This window comes from Arthrobacter castelli DSM 16402 (genome assembly GCF_000430705.1).
GTDB lineage: Bacteria > Actinomycetota > Actinomycetes > Actinomycetales > Micrococcaceae > Arthrobacter_C > Arthrobacter_C castelli.
This window is the reverse complement of the sequence record NZ_AUMN01000002.1, coordinates 25528-41114: the sequence shown is the minus strand read 5'-3', so window position 1 is coordinate 41114 and position 15587 is coordinate 25528. Positions and strand designations below refer to the sequence as shown.

Annotated in this window: 12 protein-coding genes and 1 pseudogene; 3 read left to right on the top strand and 10 right to left on the bottom strand. The window is 63.3% G+C overall.

The window, feature by feature from the left end; all coding sequences use genetic code 11:
* Positions 1 to 38: 38 nt before the first annotated feature.
* On the bottom strand, positions 39 to 284 hold the full coding sequence (gene nrdH, locus H535_RS0102745) for a glutaredoxin-like protein NrdH (RefSeq protein ID WP_026818324.1): 246 nt from the start codon (positions 282 to 284) through the stop codon (positions 39 to 41).
* A gap of 479 nt (positions 285 to 763) precedes the next feature.
* Positions 764 to 3994 (bottom strand): annotated as a pseudogene (locus tag H535_RS29805) (S8 family serine peptidase).
* 278 nt (positions 3995 to 4272) lie between these two features.
* On the opposite strand from H535_RS29805, the gene H535_RS0102735 reads away from it, so the two are divergent.
* The gene (locus H535_RS0102735; protein ID WP_026818323.1) at positions 4273 to 5205 is read left to right on the top strand and encodes a LysR family transcriptional regulator; all 933 of its coding nucleotides are present in this window, start codon (positions 4273 to 4275) and stop codon (positions 5203 to 5205) included.
* 122 nt (positions 5206 to 5327) lie between these two features.
* Here H535_RS0102735 and H535_RS0102730 read toward each other — a convergent pair whose 3' ends face one another.
* From H535_RS0102730 to H535_RS0102715, 4 genes are all read right to left on the bottom strand, one after another.
* The gene (locus H535_RS0102730) at positions 5328 to 6269 is read right to left on the bottom strand and encodes a glycine betaine ABC transporter substrate-binding protein (RefSeq protein ID WP_026818322.1); all 942 of its coding nucleotides are present in this window, start codon (positions 6267 to 6269) and stop codon (positions 5328 to 5330) included.
* 43 nt (positions 6270 to 6312) lie between these two features.
* Positions 6313 to 7161, bottom strand: coding sequence for an ABC transporter permease (locus tag H535_RS23135; RefSeq protein WP_051298408.1), 849 nt, complete (start codon positions 7159 to 7161; stop codon positions 6313 to 6315).
* A complete protein-coding gene (locus tag H535_RS23130) occupies positions 7161 to 8300 on the bottom strand; it encodes a quaternary amine ABC transporter ATP-binding protein (protein ID WP_245580149.1) in 1140 nt (379 codons plus the stop codon). The genes H535_RS23135 and H535_RS23130 overlap by 1 nt, the downstream gene beginning before the upstream one ends.
* Positions 8301 to 8717: 417 nt before the next feature.
* Positions 8718 to 9764, bottom strand: coding sequence for an App1 family protein phosphatidate phosphatase (locus H535_RS0102715; protein ID WP_026818321.1), 1047 nt, complete (start codon positions 9762 to 9764; stop codon positions 8718 to 8720).
* Positions 9765 to 9886: 122 nt separating this feature from the next.
* Here H535_RS0102715 and mshA point away from each other — a divergent pair, with 122 nt between their 5' ends.
* A complete protein-coding gene (mshA, locus tag H535_RS0102710; RefSeq protein ID WP_155838536.1) occupies positions 9887 to 11128 on the top strand; it encodes a D-inositol-3-phosphate glycosyltransferase in 1242 nt (413 codons plus the stop codon).
* A gap of 25 nt (positions 11129 to 11153) precedes the next feature.
* Positions 11154 to 11918: a phosphatase gene (locus H535_RS0102705; protein WP_026818319.1), complete on the top strand. Its 765-nt coding sequence runs from the start codon at positions 11154 to 11156 to the stop codon at positions 11916 to 11918.
* A gap of 55 nt (positions 11919 to 11973) precedes the next feature.
* Here the strand turns inward: H535_RS0102705 and H535_RS0102700 are convergent, their stop codons facing one another.
* The 4 genes from H535_RS0102700 to H535_RS23120 all read right to left on the bottom strand — a co-directional run bounded on the left by H535_RS0102700 (position 11974) and on the right by H535_RS23120 (position 15566).
* Positions 11974 to 14244: a 2OG-Fe(II) oxygenase family protein gene (locus H535_RS0102700; RefSeq protein ID WP_026818318.1), complete on the bottom strand. Its 2271-nt coding sequence runs from the start codon at positions 14242 to 14244 to the stop codon at positions 11974 to 11976.
* 104 nt (positions 14245 to 14348) lie between these two features.
* On the bottom strand, positions 14349 to 14507 hold the full coding sequence (locus H535_RS28855; protein WP_155838508.1) for a hypothetical protein: 159 nt from the start codon (positions 14505 to 14507) through the stop codon (positions 14349 to 14351).
* A gap of 128 nt (positions 14508 to 14635) precedes the next feature.
* Positions 14636 to 14797, bottom strand: a complete 162-nt coding sequence (locus H535_RS29540) for a nucleotidyltransferase family protein (RefSeq protein ID WP_211236509.1) — start codon at positions 14795 to 14797, stop codon at positions 14636 to 14638.
* Between the two features lie 148 nt (positions 14798 to 14945).
* Positions 14946 to 15566, bottom strand: a complete 621-nt coding sequence (locus H535_RS23120; RefSeq protein ID WP_051298405.1) for a M23 family metallopeptidase — start codon at positions 15564 to 15566, stop codon at positions 14946 to 14948.
* Positions 15567 to 15587 lie beyond the last annotated feature (21 nt).

Genomic DNA, 15587 nt, shown 5'->3' with positions numbered 1-15587 from the left:
TGGCATGGGAGCTGCTCCTGGAAGACGGTGGCTGTCGTTCAGGCCACCGACGTCGCTGCCGTGTCAGCGAGTTCGCTGATCTTGTCCGGGCGGAATCCCGACCAGTGATCCTTCTCCGTCACGACAACGGGGGCCTGCATGTAGCCGAGGGAACGGACGCGTTCCAAAGCGTCGGCATCCTGGGACATGTCAACGCTCTCGTAGGTGATGCCCTTCTTATCCAAGGCGCGGTAGGTTGCGTTGCACTGAACACAGGCTGGCTTGGTGTATACCGTTACGGTCATGGTCCCTCTCCCCTTGAACGTTCTCTTAACTGCATTGCGTTGGGCCTTCCGGCCGGAACGGGATGCCTCATCTTCAAGGCTGTTTCCCGCCTCATCCGGTGACCCCGCCAGCGTGGCGATCTTGTTCTTCGATACTACATCTAGTGCGCCCTCATGGAAGCCACCCCAAGATGATGTATTACAAGTATGTCATTCCCGCCGCCGATAGTCCACAGCCGGGGAGCTGATTTTTGCTTCCACATGCCCGGATTTACGGGGCAGACACGACGGTCGTCCACAGCTGTGGAGGAGGAGCTCCACAGGAAAATATCCACCGTGTCGCGGTGGTTCGGCGTGTCGTGAATGGGGACGGAAGCTGCCATAAATCCAGATAGTCGGGCGAAACAACAGGTATGGAACTATGCGCCCGGTATAACAATTGCAACGGGCCCGATGTTCCCCTGTCAGCCCCTTGTTATCCCTCTGGAGGCCGCTGCGCCTCAGGGCTTTCCGGTCTCCACTCTGACCGCGGTAGTGGCTGTGCTGCCGGAGTAGTCCACCAGTGAGCGGTAGACCGAGTCATGGTCCAGGTCTTCCCAGGACAGCTTGATCTGCCGGAGTTGTCCCTGCTTGGCTGTGACGCTCTTCGGCGTGGCCGCCAGCGACCCGTCGGCCGCCGAGGGGATGGCGAAACTGGTCAGTTCGAATTCAGCCATCGTGTTGGCCGGCGGCGGGGATTGCACCTTGACTTGCACCAGGTAGGCGGATGAGGCGGGGTCGTCGATGACCACCGTTTCGTCGGGTGACCCGGAGGCCGATTGCCATACTTGGGCCGGAATGCCGTCGCCGTCGAGTTTGACCACCACCAGATCCAGATCGGCCCCGTTGTTCATCGCGTCCAGGCTGAATCGTGCCTGGCGGGTGCCTCTGGGAATCTCGGTCTCGTATCCGATGGTCTGTCCTGCCAGTGCGCTGCCGCTGTGACCGAAGCTTTCCACCTTGCCTCCGCCGGTCGGGTCGCCCAGGAAACCGTCGATGAAGCGGCCCTGCGCAGGTTTGAAAACATGGCCTTTGACCAGTCCCATCGTGTTAATGGCGGTCTCACCCTCACCGTCCGGGGCGACTGTCATCTCCAAATTTCCGGTGGCGCCCTTGCCATTCACCGTGTCAGGGGCCGCCAGGTCCTGTGGGGCAACAGCCAGGGGCATGCGGATGGTGTCTCCGCCCTTGGATGTCCAGGTGAGGTACCCGGTGGAAATCTCATCGCCGGTTTCGCCGGCCGGTCTGGTGGGTTTGAAGGTGACTTCAAACGTCTTCTGCTGCCCCGCCTTGTTGAACTTCAGGTGTGACGGGCTGACCGACACATCAACCCCCGGCATTTTCACCGACGGCTTGTAGGTGCCCTTCTCAGTCGACACCACAGTGCGTTTGACCGTCTCGGTTCCGTCCATCTGCCCGATGGTGATTGAGGGAAGATTCAACTGGCTCCGGTCGGCTGCGGCCACATTCGTGCCGGCATCGAAGCCGAGTCCTTCCAAGTAACCGGCCCATTCATTCGTGCCTGCCGGGAAGTACATGCCGACGTCCAGATAGCGACCCGGGTCGACATGGCCGGCGCCTTGGGCCAGCACGTCAGTGCGGGGATCCCCGCCGGCATCGACGGTATTGGAGGCCGTTGTCATCAGGGCAGACTTGATTTCCGCCGGCGACGCGTTGGGATGCTCACCCAGATAGACCGCCGCCAGGCCGGCCACGTGAGGCGTCGCCGTCGACGTGCCCGACATCCGCGTCTGCACGGGGTCCTCGTCCCGGGCATTCGCCCCGGCCGCGAGTACGTGCGTTCCCGGAGCGACGACGTCGGGGGTGACGAAGGCCCCCGCTCCGGCCAGGGGCTGCTGATCGGAGTCTGTGGTCGCGTCCGCGGCTGCGTCCTTCGGCGGGTCCCCGTCCTGTGGCTGGCCGGTGGCGTTCTGCTCATTGGACTGATCGGCGCCCGTGTCCTTCTCAGGGGACTGATCGTCGTCCGTGTTCTCCTCAGGGGCTTGGTCTATGCCGGCGGATGCCGGCAGCTGCGGAGCGGGAAGCTCGAGCCGGTCGGTCGCCTCGCTGACCATCGATGCGGACGCGCCCTCTTCCTGTGCATAGGAACGTACCGCCTGCCGGTGCTTGGCCCCCAGGTGCACCGTCGGAACGGCGTAGTCGATCGCCTGTACGCCGTCGTCGCCATCAGACGTGTTCAACAGCACCATTGCTGTGCCTCCGGATTCGGCCACCTCCGCAGCTTTGGCCGTCAGCTTCATATCACCGCCGCGGTCGCAGACCACGATCTTGCCGTTGACCTGGTCCGGATCCAGGGAATCGGGCGCACACTGTCGGGCGCCTGTGCCGTCGTCCAACGCGGCATTGCCGGCCAGGACCAGTGGTGCGCTCCCCACCCCTTCGCCGGTCACCGTTGTCGAGGCGCCGGTCAGTTCGGTCCCGTCGTCCAGCACGAGGCTCGCCTGGGGCGTTCGGTAGCTGCTGGTTCCCACCGACGTAATCCACGGTGCCGAATTGGTCGACGCCGGGGAGGCGGATTCCGGGTTCGGGGCCGACGCGGCAACGAAGATCCCGGCGTTCGCGGCCCCGAGGAACGCCCGTTCGATGGCCGAGACGGTGTCTTCGGCCGGCACGCCGCCAATGGAATAGTTGATCACGTCCACACCATCGGCGGTGGCGGCTTCGACGGCCGCGAGCACGTCGGCCGTCGCGCACCCATTGTCCTTGGTGGTGCCGACTTAGTTGCCCGTCCAGCAGGCCTTGTAGGCCGCGATCTTCGCCGCGGGGGCGACGCCCGAAATCGAGTCGGTCTGTGCTTCATCGGCAGTGACGTCGACACCAAAGTTGCCGGCCGCCGTCCCGGCGACATGCGATCCGTGTCCATTGCCGTCGCGCGGGGACCCGTACTCGCCGTCCGTCTCCGGGGTGCCGATATTGGAGGGGCCGAATCCTTCGACAAAGTACTTTGCGGAGATCAGCTTCGTGTTGCAATCGTCCGGCATGAATTGTGCGCCACTCTGGCAGGCGCCGGTGAACGTTCCGCCGTCGGCCTTCTGGTAGATGATGTCGTCACCGTCCAGGTACGGCGTGGAGGCCGAGGGTTCACTTTCCAGCTCTTCGCCGGCGAATGACGGGTTCTCGGGTGCAATGCCCGTATCGATGACGCCGACGACGACGCCCCTTCCGGCTTCTTCGGTACCGCCAACGGAGTTCCACACTCCACCGCTTCCGTCGCGGTCGCTGCCCATGCCCAGGAAATCCGTACTGCTTTGCTGTACGTTGTGCAGCTGGCTCTTCTCAACTGCGACGACGTTCTTCTGCACCGCCAGCTTCTTGGCTTGAGTGGCGGATAACTCGGCGGCGAAGCCGTTAATCGTCAGGGTGTAATGGGACGAGGGGTCGGCATCGACCTTTGCGGCTGTCTCGTTTTGGTGCTTCAGCAGATGTTTCCGGTATTCCTGCACCGATTCCGAATCTGCCTTGAACTGCCCGTCTTCATCAGGGGTGGTGGCAGCAATGCCGCTGACGCCGCCGTCGTACATGGTGGCCGGATCCTCGGCCAGCGTGACGATGTATGTGGCCCCGTCGACAAAGCCCGAGGTGTCGACGGGTTGGCCCGTCGTTGACTGACGTTCACCCTGCTCAGGTTCGGCGGCTGCTGTTCCGGCAAGGCCCGCAATACCCAGCGCCACCACGGCGGCTGCGGAGAGAATCCATGCGGACGGGCGGCGCTGCGACCGCCCATTTTCCGGGGAATTTTTCCTCTTCACAACTCTCCATAGCCAGGAACATCGATGTCAGTTACCTCAAGTCCCCTATGTCCGGCGCGTGTGATGCGGAGCCTAACGCACTCCAGTTTACCGGCTATGGGCGCCTGACGTACCAGCAACATGCAGGCCGGGCGTAAAGGTATGACGCCACTATTCTACTGCCCGGGCCGCGGACGTCGCTGTGAGCTACAGTTTTCCTTATGGTCAATCCGATTCATTTGCGGACATTGCTGGAGGTTATCCGGCTCGGATCGTTCGCCGCAGCGGCAAGCCGCCTGGGGTACACGGCCTCTGCTGTGTCCCAGCAGATGTCGACCTTGGAGAAGGAAGCCGGGGCCGAACTCTTCCACCGCACCGCCCGCAGTGTGTTGCCCACCGAAGCCGCCGAGGTGATGTCGCGGCACGCCACCCGGGTGCTTTCGGATATGGAGGCATTGCTGGCGGCCACGTCCCGGACCCATAAGAACACCACACAGGAGCTCCGGCTGGGGATCTTCCCCAGTCTTGCGACCCATGTGCTCCCCCGGCTGATGGAGATGCCGGCCTGGCACGATCTGGGGATCAGCCTGCGGGTGTCGGTGGCCGAGCCCGCCGAAACCATCAAGGGGCTGCGGTCCGGAGGCGAGTTGGACGTTGCGCTGGTCTATCAAGTCGGTCAGACCGGCCTGGCGTGGCCGTCGACGATTGATAAGCAGTGGATTGGCGACGACGATTTCAGGGTGGTGCTTCCAGAGTCCTGGGGCATCGGGGCCGGCTCCCAGGTGAGCGCGACGCAGCTGTCCGACATGCCATGGATCCTCCACCACCCCGGAACCAGCGATGCGGCGGTCATCGAGCGGTTGTTCGCCAGCTGCAACCTGCATCCGCGGCGGGTGGCACTCAGTGACGACTTTAATGCCAGCCTGCAGATGACGGCGGCCGGTATCGGCGCATCGCTGGTCCCCGAACTTGCGCTGCTGAACCGGCCCGACGGCGTCGTCGTGCTGGATGTGCCGGAGATCCGCTTGGCTCGAAATCTCTTTTCCCTGCTGATCAGCGACAAGCAGACGGCGGAAGTGGGCGTATTCATTAATCTGCTGGCGCAGATCCTGGCAGAGCTGGATATCGCTCCCGACAGGTCCGTGCGCTCCTGACACAGCACCGGCGCACGCAGGCCCGCGCCCGCTGCTTGAACCGGGCCGGACAGCACTCAGGCCAGCCACCGGAGCGGTCCGGATGGCTGGCCTGAGTTCAGCAGCTGAGTCAGCGCGACTGCCTACTTGGCGGTCAGGCTGTCCACGTACTCCTGGTTCTCGGAAACCCACTTGTCGATGATCGGATCGTATTTATCCGTCTCGTTCTTGTTGAACATGACATTTTCGAGTGAGTAAAGCAGGTCGTTCTTCATCTTGAAGTTGGAAATCCACTTCGCGACCTTCGGGTATTCCTCCTTGATGTTCTTGGACCCGTAGGAGTAAATGCTTTCGGCAGTCCCCAAGGTGTTCTTTGGGTCCTTCAGATCCTTGATGTCGAACGCGTTATAGGCCCAGTGCGGGCGCCACAGCGTGACGACGATGTTCTCGTCAGCCTCCATCGCGGACTTCAGCTCCGAAAGCATGGCGGGAGTCGAGGAGGTGATGTATTCCATGCCCTCCAACCCGTAAGTGGGAATGACTTCTTCCGTGGTGGCCTCGGTCAAGCCCGCACCCGGCTCGATGCCGATCAGTCGGTTATCGAACTTTTCGGCGTTCTCAGCCAGTTCCGTTAGCGAATCGATTGGCGCATCCGCGTTGGTTGCAATAGTAAGCTTGGCCGCATCGTTCCAGGCGCCGAGCTCTGTGATGCTGTCTCCGTGTTCCTTCAGGTATTGCTCGTGAGTCGTCGGCAGCCACACGTCCATCAGCAGGTCATAGTCGCCAGCGGCCAGGCCGCTGAAGGCAGGGCCGGCTTTGGCGGTTTCCAAGTTGACCGTCATGCCCTTTTCTTCGAGGATGTGCTGCCACAGTTCGGATACAGCACGGCCCTCGGGCCATCCGCTGAACACGCCGATGGTCAGTTCCTTGCCTTCCAGGCTGGCTGCGGAAGTCTCGCCACCGCCACCACCACTGCCGTCGGTGTTGCCGCCGCCTTCGGAGCCACCGGTGTCGCCACCGCATCCTGCCAAGGCCAGCGCGGTAATCATCCCCATTGCTGCGATTGAGGTAAAACGCTTTTTCATCTTCTTTCCTTTCACCTGCGCGGAGCAGGGTTTATTCGAACGATCAGGCTGTCGACGCCGGTGTTGACGACTTGCCCAAAGTTGCGGTCAGTCGGTCGAGATAGATGGCCAGGATTACTACAGAAATCCCTGCTTCCATGCCCAGCGCTGTGTCTACACGGCCGAGCGCGAGGGAGACTTCACGGCCCAAGCCACCCGCCCCGACGAGCCCGGCGATGACGACCATGGACAGCGACAGCATGATTACCTGGTTGATGCCGGCCATGATGGTCGGCGCGCCCAGCGGGATCTGGATCTGACGCAGAATCCGCCACGGTGAGGATCCGAATGCCTGTCCGGCTTCGACAACTTCCTTGTCGACACCACGGATGGCTAGTTCGGTGAAGCGCACCCCTGGCGCCACCGCGAACACGATCGTCGCAAAGATACCTGGCACCACCCCGACGCTGAAGAATGCCACCGCCGGAAGGAGATAGACGAACACCGGCATTGTCTGCAGGAAATCGAGGATCGGCCGGAAGATGACGGACGCCACTTCAGACTTAGCCGCCAAAATCCCCAACGGTACGCTCATCAAAATCGCCAGGGAGCTCGCCAACATCACCAGAGCCAAGGTCTCCATCATCGGATCCCACATATTGACGCCGTAGACCAGAAGCAGTCCCACCCCAGTGCCGATGGCGAACTTCCAATTCTTTACCAACCACCCGATGGCTACCAGCGCCAGCAGGATGGCCCAAAACGGCGGGGTCAACAGGATCCATTCAAGCCCTGTGTAGATCGACTCGGCAGCGAATGAGACAAAATCGAATACGGCTTGGAACGTGCTTTCGAGCCACCCGAACCCGGACTCTATCCAGTCGCCCAGCGGAATCGTGAATTCGAACTCCATCAGCTGACACCTCCCTTACGCTTGTCATCATCCGCGCTGGGGGCATCGCCGCCTGCAACCCCGGCGCCTTCAGCCTGAGGCGCCGTTGTGGGTCGTTGGTACTTGTCCTGCTCTTCCACAAGGGTCTTCGGATGATCCGCGTTTGGATTGCTCAGGGCAGACAGCAGGGTTCCATGACCGAGGGACCCAACCACCTGGTCTTGGCCATCCACCACTGCCAGCGGCTTTTCGTTCGCCGCGGAGACGGCGAAGACGTCCGACAGCAGGGTGTCGGCCTTCACCGGCGTCATTCCCGGACGTGATACGAATTCAACGTCTTCCGGGCTGGCGTCCATCACAGATTCGACAGTCAGCACACGGCTGCGGTCAACATCCTGGACAAACTGCTCGACATAATCACTCGCCGGGGCGGTGAGAATCTGGTCCGGGGTGCCAATCTGCACGATCCGGCCATCATGCATCATCGCAATCCGGTCGCCCAGCAACATTGCTTCGTTCAGGTCATGGGTAATGAAGATGATCGTTTTGTCCAGCTCGCGCTGCAGGTCGATCAGCTGCTCCTGCATCTCCCGCCGGATCAGCGGGTCGAGCGCCGAGAAGGCTTCATCCATCAGGAGGACCTCAGTCTCAGCCGCCAAGGCGCGGGCCAACCCCACGCGTTGTTTCATGCCGCCCGAGAGCTGGGAGGGGAACTTCTCGCCCCAGCCTCCCAGGCCGACGCGTTCGAGCACCTTGGCAGCCCGTTCTTCGCGTTCGGACTGCTCAACCCCCTGCACTTCGAGGGCATAGGCGGCATTGTCGAGCACGGTGCGGTGCGGCATCAAGGCGAAGTGCTGAAACACCATCGAAACCTTCTGCTGGCGAAGCAGCCGCAACTCCTTGTCTGAAATCTCAGACAGCGAGGTGTCGCCGATGGTCACGGCTCCGGCAGTGGCAGGCAGCAGCCCATTGAGCATCCGGATCAGTGTGGACTTGCCCGAACCGGACAGGCCCATCACCACGAATATCTCGCCTCGGCGGACTTCGAAGGACGCATCGATGACAGCTGCCGTGCCGAACCGGCTCAGTTCCTCCCGGCTTTGTCCGTCCTGCAGCTTCTGGACAACTTCTGCGGAGCGGCGGCCGAAAACCTTGTACATGTTCTCGGCCTTCAGGGCAATGTTCTCGTTCACTCTTCCCAATCCATGGGCCCCCACGGTGAATATATCTTTGGTGTAGTTCCCCGTTGCGAGCACCATTATGCGTAGTGGGACGATGCACCGTACCGGCGTCCCCTGAACGGTAGGAGATGACGGCGGCGCTCTAAGGCAGTACAAGGCCACGTACTGTCTGCAGAATCCCGTTGGATCATGTGCTTTAGTAATAGAGCCTAACAACGCCTCGTTCACTGTGAGCGTAACGATATGGGATTAATTCAGATATAGCCGAGCCTCAAAGGAGCATAAGGCCCCTGAATGCCCTGAATTGGCGCGGTTTTAACGTGTTATAGCTTTGTTACTGCGGGGTAGCGCGCTGCGGCCTGTCGAGGGTGTCGAAAGTGTTGTCAGTCACTGATCTTATAGTAGCTCAAGCTGCTCGAGCTTTCTGGCCAGGCCCGCGCCATCGGGCCCATAGACCATAGGAACTTCGCTGTGGCCGCGATTGCTGTCCCGGGCGCGGCCACCGGCGAGCACTGCTTCGCTGACGGACAATTCCCGGATAGCGATAGCGGCGCTGTGACCGGGCAGGTTGCGGGCAAATTCTGAATAGATGTCTTCGTCGTGCTGCCCGTCGTCGCCGATCAGCAGCCAGCGGATGTGCGGGAACTCCCGTGCCAGCCTGGCCAGGTTGCTCCGTTTGTGTTCGGAGCCGCTGCGGAACCAGCGCTCGCGCGTCGGGCCCCAGTCGGTGAGCAGCAAGGTCCCGGCCGGGTACAGGTTCCTGGTCAGGAACCTGGTCAACGTCGGCGCCACGTTCCAGGCTCCAGTCGACAGGTAGATCACCGGCGCGCCGTCATGCGTCTTGGACAACCGCTCCAGCAGCACGGCCATTCCGGGAGTCGGCGTTCTGGCGTGCTCGTTCAACACGAAGGTGTTCCAGGCGGCCAGCAGTGGCCGGGGCAACGCGGTGACCATCACCGTGTCATCGATATCGGAGATGATGCCGGTTGTCGTGTCCGGAGCGACGATGAACACCATTGCTTCGGCCGGTTCCGACTGCGCGGTTTCCATAGTGATGGTGTGCCATCCCGGGGACAGGCCGGCGTCGACGACCACATCCACCACGCCTCCCCGGTCGGCGGTGACAACATGGCTGGTTCCGTTCAAGCGGACTGTCACCTCGGCGTCGGCCACCGGAATACTGGTGAAGCTCCGCCAGCCGCGCACGTTCGCAGCTGTTGACTGCATGTGCCGGTGGTGGGCGGGCTGCCGGGTGAGCAACACCCTGCCCAGTACCCGCACCCATTCGGTGGAGCCATAGCCTGCGTAGGCGATGATGGCCTCGGTGTAGTCCCTCCGGCGGGCGCGCCGTTCACGGAACATGTGAAAGGCGTCCTCGGCCCGGGCGGCGAAGTTGGTGACCCGGTCGCGTGCGGATTCCGTGCGTGGCGTCGCATCCGTCATAACAACAGTGTGTCATGACAGATCGGTCACGCTGCCCGGTCATGCCGATCGGTCAAGCTGCCGGCCTGACCCGGGACAGCTAGAATCGAAGCCATGGCAGGGCGCAGGAAGAAGGGTTGATGGTGCATCGGGTCCGCCGTGTGGCGATGTTGTCGCTGCACACCTCCCCGCTGCGGCAAGCCGGTGGCGGTGATGCGGGAGGCATGAACGTCTACATCAAGTCATTGGCGCAGGCGCTGGCCGAGTCCGGCATTGAAGTCGAAATATTTACGCGTGCCGATGCCGAGGATCAAGCCGAAATTGAGCATGTGTCGGACGGCGTGCTGGTGCGGCATATTCACGCCGGTCCGCGAACCGTGGCCAAGGAAGAGCTGCCCCGGCACGTCTCATCCCTGGCCGGAGCAATGAATCGGATCAAGGCTCTGCTCGCGGACGGCCATTTCGACGTCATCCATTCGCACTACTGGGTTTCGGGAATGACCGGATTATTGATGACAGACCATTGGGACACCCCGCTGGTGCATTCGATGCACACCATGGCCAAGGTGAAGAACCAGTCCTTGGGCCCGGCCGACCGGGCGGAACCGGCGGCGCGCGTGGCCGGCGAACAACGGATTGTGGAGCAGGCAGACCGGCTGATCGCGAACACCCAGGCCGAAGCCGGCGACTTGGAACGGCTGTACGGGGCCGATCCCGCCAGCATTGACGTGATCGCCCCCGGGGTGGACCTGTCAGTGTTCAAACCCGGCGCCCGCAGCGACTCCAGCCAGCGGTCAGACATAGGAATCTTCCATGTATTGTTCGCGGGCCGGATCCAGCGGCATAAGGGTCCTCAGGTGCTGATCAAGGCGGCTGCCGAACTGAGGCGCCGCCGCCCGGAGCTTCCTCTTCGTGTCACTTTGCTCGGGGCGCCGAGCGGTTCCGAGGCCCTCGAGCTGGGGCCGGAGGTGAGCCGGTTGGGGCTGGACGACGTCGTCACGGTCCTCCCGCCGGTGGAGCCGGCCGAGTTGGCTGATTGGTACCGGGCCAGTGACGTGGTGGCGATGCCGTCGTTCAGTGAATCGTTTGGTCTGGTCGCCCTGGAGGCCCAGGCCTGCGGAATTCCGGTGGTTGCCACCGACGTCGGGGGTCTGGGTAAAGCGGTCCGCGATGGCCGTACCGGCCTGCTGATCGATGGGCATGCGCCCGCAGACTGGGCAACCGCGTTGGAACAGTTGTACGACGACGACGAAACCCGCCGCGCCCTGGGCCGTGCCGCTGCCCTCTACGCCCAGGGGTTTGGGTGGCAGCACACGGCTGAACTGACGGCGGACAGCTACCAGCTCGCGGTCGCGGCCCACTCGGGCACCTCCGGGGTGGAGTGAGCGGCCGGTTCACTAGACTTGAGGCGTGAATTCGCAACAGCTGGAAGAATACCTGGACTCAGTACGCATCACCGGCCATGTCGCCACCCCGCGGGAGGTGAATGTGCGCCACATCCACCGGTTCATTGACGGGGCGGAAGATCTCGGGTTCGGCGTCCGGTGGAGCCACCGGTGGACCTACGACGATGTGTTTGAGCTGATGCATCACCGAGTGGGCACCAGCTCCGACCAAGAACACCGCCAGGGCCAGGACACTATCAGCGCCCGGTTGTGTGTGGCGGCCCTCGACAGATTCGCGGCACGGCTTGCCGCGGCTGCTGCCAAACGGGAGACTTTGCTCTTCGCCACCGGGCACCCGGCGGGGCTGCTGCCGGTGCACGCCGCGCTGGCCCAGGCCATGGCCGGTGCCGGTTGTCCCGTTGCCGCGATCCCGGCCGGCATCGGCTTCGATGCAGGCGACATCCGGCAGATCAATCACGTAGTGATGTGGCATCAACACGGCAGCCTGATGCATACCCACCTGCCGGTGCCCATGGAATCGGTGCTGGCCCGGCTGCAGGCCGACGGCGGGCCGCTGCCGGATCTGGTGGTCGCCGATCACGGGTGGGCCGGCCACGCAGCCGAGGCGGGAATCGACGCGATGGGCTTCGCGGACTGCAACGACCCGGGCCTGTTTGTCTCGGAAGCGCAGGGCCAACTGCAGGTCGCCGTACCGCTGGACGACAACGTGTCTCCGCAGTTGTATGAACCGATGATCGACTACGTGCTGGAACGGTCCGGACTCAACTGATACAGGCCCCACCTGATACCTGCTGACGCGCTTCGGTATATGGCGCCTGGCTCGCTTACCCGAACGCCGACGTTAGCCACGCGAGATCCGTCCGTGCCTGCCGGCGTACTTTATCCTCGCGGTGGAACAGGTCGTCGGTCTTCGCCAGGATCAGGGTGTAGGGTCGGCCCTGTCGGCGGGTTGTGTGCCGGACAGGTAGGTCGGCGGCGTCGATCTGCTGGTGAACGTGTTGGCGGCCCGGCTTGGCCAGCGGCCATTCGTCGGTGTGTTCGGAGTGGGCTCTCAGGAATTGTGCCAGCCGATCGCACACGTCACATCCGCATCCGGTCCAGGTCATCGACCAGTCGCCCTCGGCTCGTGCCGGACGGTCCCCGAGCCGGGTCAGCCGGCTCCGGCAATCGTGTGCGATGGCGACCAGTGCAGGAGTCGGTGGCGGGCGATGGGCCCGCAAAAGCGGAACCAAGAGTTCGACCACGTTGTCGCCCGAGGATCGCAGCGCGTCGGCAATGGTGGCGCCGAGATCGTGGGACGCGGCTTCCAGCACCCGTGCCAGCGGCACTCCAAGTTCAGCCAAGTTTGTACGTCGTCGCTCGGGGTGATCCTGCCCGATCCACATCTCAATCCGGCCCCACAGCCAGTGCCAGACCCGGTCAGCGCACCCAGCTGCAATCTGGTCCGCGTCATGCTCGCGCAGCTTCTGGCATAACGGAAGCAGGGATTCGGCGCCCCACGTGAGTCGATTCACACCATCGGACCGGTTCGAGGACTCCCAACTGGCGATAAGCTCCAGCAACCACGGGTCGCCGTACTCCCGGGCGAGTGCCGCCAGAAGCGGACCATGGTCGGCCATCAGCATCTCTATGCGGAAGGGCGCCGCCACCACTCGCGCGATCGTGGCGTCACGCAGCTCCGCCGCAACCCGAAGTGCAGGCGCCAGAAACTCATCCTCGAGGTGGAGCCAGAACGGCGCCAGCGATGCCGCGTGCGCACGTGCTCCGTCGAGGTCGCCGGCGTCAATCCGGTCGAGGAGAGTCCGCAGTGCCCAGGCTGAACTCGCCTCGGCGCGCGCCTCGAAGGACTTCTCCTTCGGCCACACGACCACCGCTGCCCGACGGTACCACCGGTCCAACGTGTTGCCATAGTTACCCGTGTAGCCCTCGTACTCGGTCTCGTACGGCGTCAGCGACTTCGTGGGTGTGGCCGTGCAGACTTCGTGGTCGCCCAGGGAGAGCCGGATTGTCTCCGCTCTGGTGTCGTCAGGGCTGGTCCACCACCCAAGAGTGATCTCGTCATCGATCAGCTCGTTGAGTTCGAAATCGTCATCATCTTCGTGAACAGATTCGTCGGCGAGCTCATCGTCGTCATCCTCGTCCTCGTACCAGTCGTACGGCCAAGGGTCTTCGGCCGGCAGGACGTCCCAGGTCTCCTTGATCTCGGTCAGGGCAAGCACGCTCTGACACCCGGCTTGCTCCGCGGCTGAGCGCAGCGTCGCGACCCGCTCCGCGTCCGCGCCCTTGAAGCGGCCAGCTGCCAGACCGCCTTGGGTGTACTCGTGGTCCAGCAGGAACGCCAGCCGCGTAGGCTCGCCGAGGTCGCGGCCGCCGTACGGGCTGGAGACGCGCGTGGTGAAGTGCTCCGTGAGATAGGATGACGCTTCGGCAACCGGAGCGGCCGCGGAGGTCGCACTCGGATCGGCGAGGAGCAGGTTGAAGGTCAGCGTGACTCGGTAGCCCGACCGGACCGGCCGGACCTCGTGGCGGCGATCGGCATAGAACGCGACCAGGACAAGGTCGTCACGGGAACCGCAGTAGGTCTGCTCGCTGCCGGCGTCGTCAACGACGAGCTCTCCGCCGGTGTGCACCGACGGCAGCATGACCACTAGGGACGCGACCATCCCCTCATGTTTCTCGGAATCCTGGTGGGGCAGGAAGAACTGGCCCTTGCCGTAGACGAGCAAGGACTGCAGCTCGGCGGTCAATCGCGCACCGGCAGGCAGGCCGAGCTCGTCGCAGAAGTCATCCAACGCCGCCTCGAGATGAGCCTGCCAGGTCGGGCCGCCAAGGTTTACCTGATCTGGGGCCACCTCCCAGGTGTCGCGCACCGAGGTATCGCTCAGCGTGTCCTCCCCCCGTCCATACTGGGCAGGGTGGGCCGCCCCGATCAGCTGTTTTGCCTGAGCCGCGCGGATCGGGGTTTGAGTCGGGCTAAGGTTGGCGACTTCCAGCGTGAGTACGTCGCCGGGCAGGCGGAGCATGGCGCTGTCGGCCCTCGTCGGGCCTGTCCCCGCGAGGAGTCGTGCGAGGCGGTCGCGGGCAGTCTTGGGCATGAGGACAGCTCCTGCCAATTAGTAGTCAGAGTAACCGTACGCGATTTCTGACCGCTTTCTCGAGCGCGGCGGGTCCGAGGGCGGCGGCTCGGGACGGAATCGGGCTATGACTCCGGAACCTCGGGTGCCGAACCGGCCTCAGACCGCAACAGCAGCTCATCGAAGAACTCGGTCTTCGTCTTGCCTGCCACGAAGTCGCATATGGCCTTCGTTGCCTCGGAGGCATCCCAGACGCGCGCAGCGGACTCAGGCCGCTTAGACATCCTCCGCACTGCTGAAAGCGGACGCCCTAAAATAGGGGTTCCGCACGGCACGGGCGACAATGAGATCGACTTCGCGACCGACGATCTTGCCCAGCAATTCACGGAGCCCGAAGTAGTCATCGAAGAGGTCACCGCGCCCCGGGGAGGAAGTCAACCAGGAAGTCGATGTCGCTGTGCTCCGGGTCAAACCGATCCGACAGCGCCGATCCGAATACCCGGAGCCGCTCCACGCCATACTGCTCGCAAGCGCCCCGGATCGCTTCGCTGTCGAGGAGAGTCGCCGCGTCCATCTCTCCAGTGTCCCATCCCTGCGCGGTTCGGACATATCCAGTGTGTTCTTGTCAGGAACCTGGCGTGGATCCAGCGGCGAACTTCAAGATGCGACGAGCCCCGGCGCATGAACTGCGGGGTCCCAGAACATGTCGACGGCTGATGGCTTCAGGGCGAGCGCATTGGCGTCCGGAGCGGAACCAGACCGGGCGTAGACCCCCAGGTGCCGTCGAGGTAACGGCCCAGCGCGGTGATCTGCCAGGGCAGCGCCGCGGCGGTGAATGGATCGGCCGATGTCATGGCCTGCACATGAACGTGGGGCACCAGCGAGTTGCCAGAGTTGCCGACCTCACCGAGTTGGTCGCCACAGGTCACCGCGTCGCCATCGGCCACGACGACCGAGCCGCGACGCAGGTGGGCGAGCAACACAAATCCACCGGCGACTTCGAGCACGACATGGTTGCCCGCCATCGCGCTGAGGATCTTCCCAGCCCGAAGGGGACTGATGACCAGAACCTTCGGAACGTCACGTACGAAGCTGACCGTGGGTCGATCCGGTTCTCCGTCGTGTGCGGAGAGCACCGTCGCGTCTGTTGGGGCGATCACGCCCTGCCCCCAGCCGGCGAACCGTTCAGCGCCGAGCGATCCCATGCCACGCCACAGGGACACGTCGGCTGGGCGCAGCCGCCGTGCGTTCAAGCCGATCACATCCACCACGTGCCGGGCGTGGCCCGGAGGCCGAATGGCCATGCAGGGCCCGACTACGGGGAGACGTTCGAAGGTGAGCATGTGATCACCATTACGGAGAGC

Bases quoted from the DNA above. Each gene is read 5' to 3' on its own strand.
- H535_RS0102730 (WP_026818322.1), bottom strand. From the start codon at position 6,269: ATGAAAAAGCGTTTTACCTCAATCGCAGCAATGGGGATGATTACCGCG.
- H535_RS29540 (WP_211236509.1), bottom strand. From the start codon at position 14,797: ATGGACGCGGCGACTCTCCTCGACAGCGAAGCGATCCGGGGCGCTTGC.
- H535_RS0102715 (WP_026818321.1), bottom strand. From the start codon at position 9,764: ATGACGGATGCGACGCCACGCACGGAATCCGCACGCGACCGGGTCACC.
- H535_RS23135 (WP_051298408.1), bottom strand. From the start codon at position 7,161: ATGGAGTTCGAATTCACGATTCCGCTGGGCGACTGGATAGAGTCCGGG.
- H535_RS23120 (WP_051298405.1), bottom strand. From the start codon at position 15,566: ATGCTCACCTTCGAACGTCTCCCCGTAGTCGGGCCCTGCATGGCCATT.
- H535_RS28855 (WP_155838508.1), bottom strand. From the start codon at position 14,507: ATGTCTAAGCGGCCTGAGTCCGCTGCGCGCGTCTGGGATGCCTCCGAG.
- H535_RS0102700 (WP_026818318.1), bottom strand. From the start codon at position 14,244: ATGCCCAAGACTGCCCGCGACCGCCTCGCACGACTCCTCGCGGGGACA.
- nrdH (WP_026818324.1), bottom strand. From the start codon at position 284: ATGACCGTAACGGTATACACCAAGCCAGCCTGTGTTCAGTGCAACGCA.
- H535_RS23130 (WP_245580149.1), bottom strand. From the start codon at position 8,300: ATGTACAAGGTTTTCGGCCGCCGCTCCGCAGAAGTTGTCCAGAAGCTG.
- H535_RS0102735 (WP_026818323.1), top strand. From the start codon at position 4,273: ATGGTCAATCCGATTCATTTGCGGACATTGCTGGAGGTTATCCGGCTC.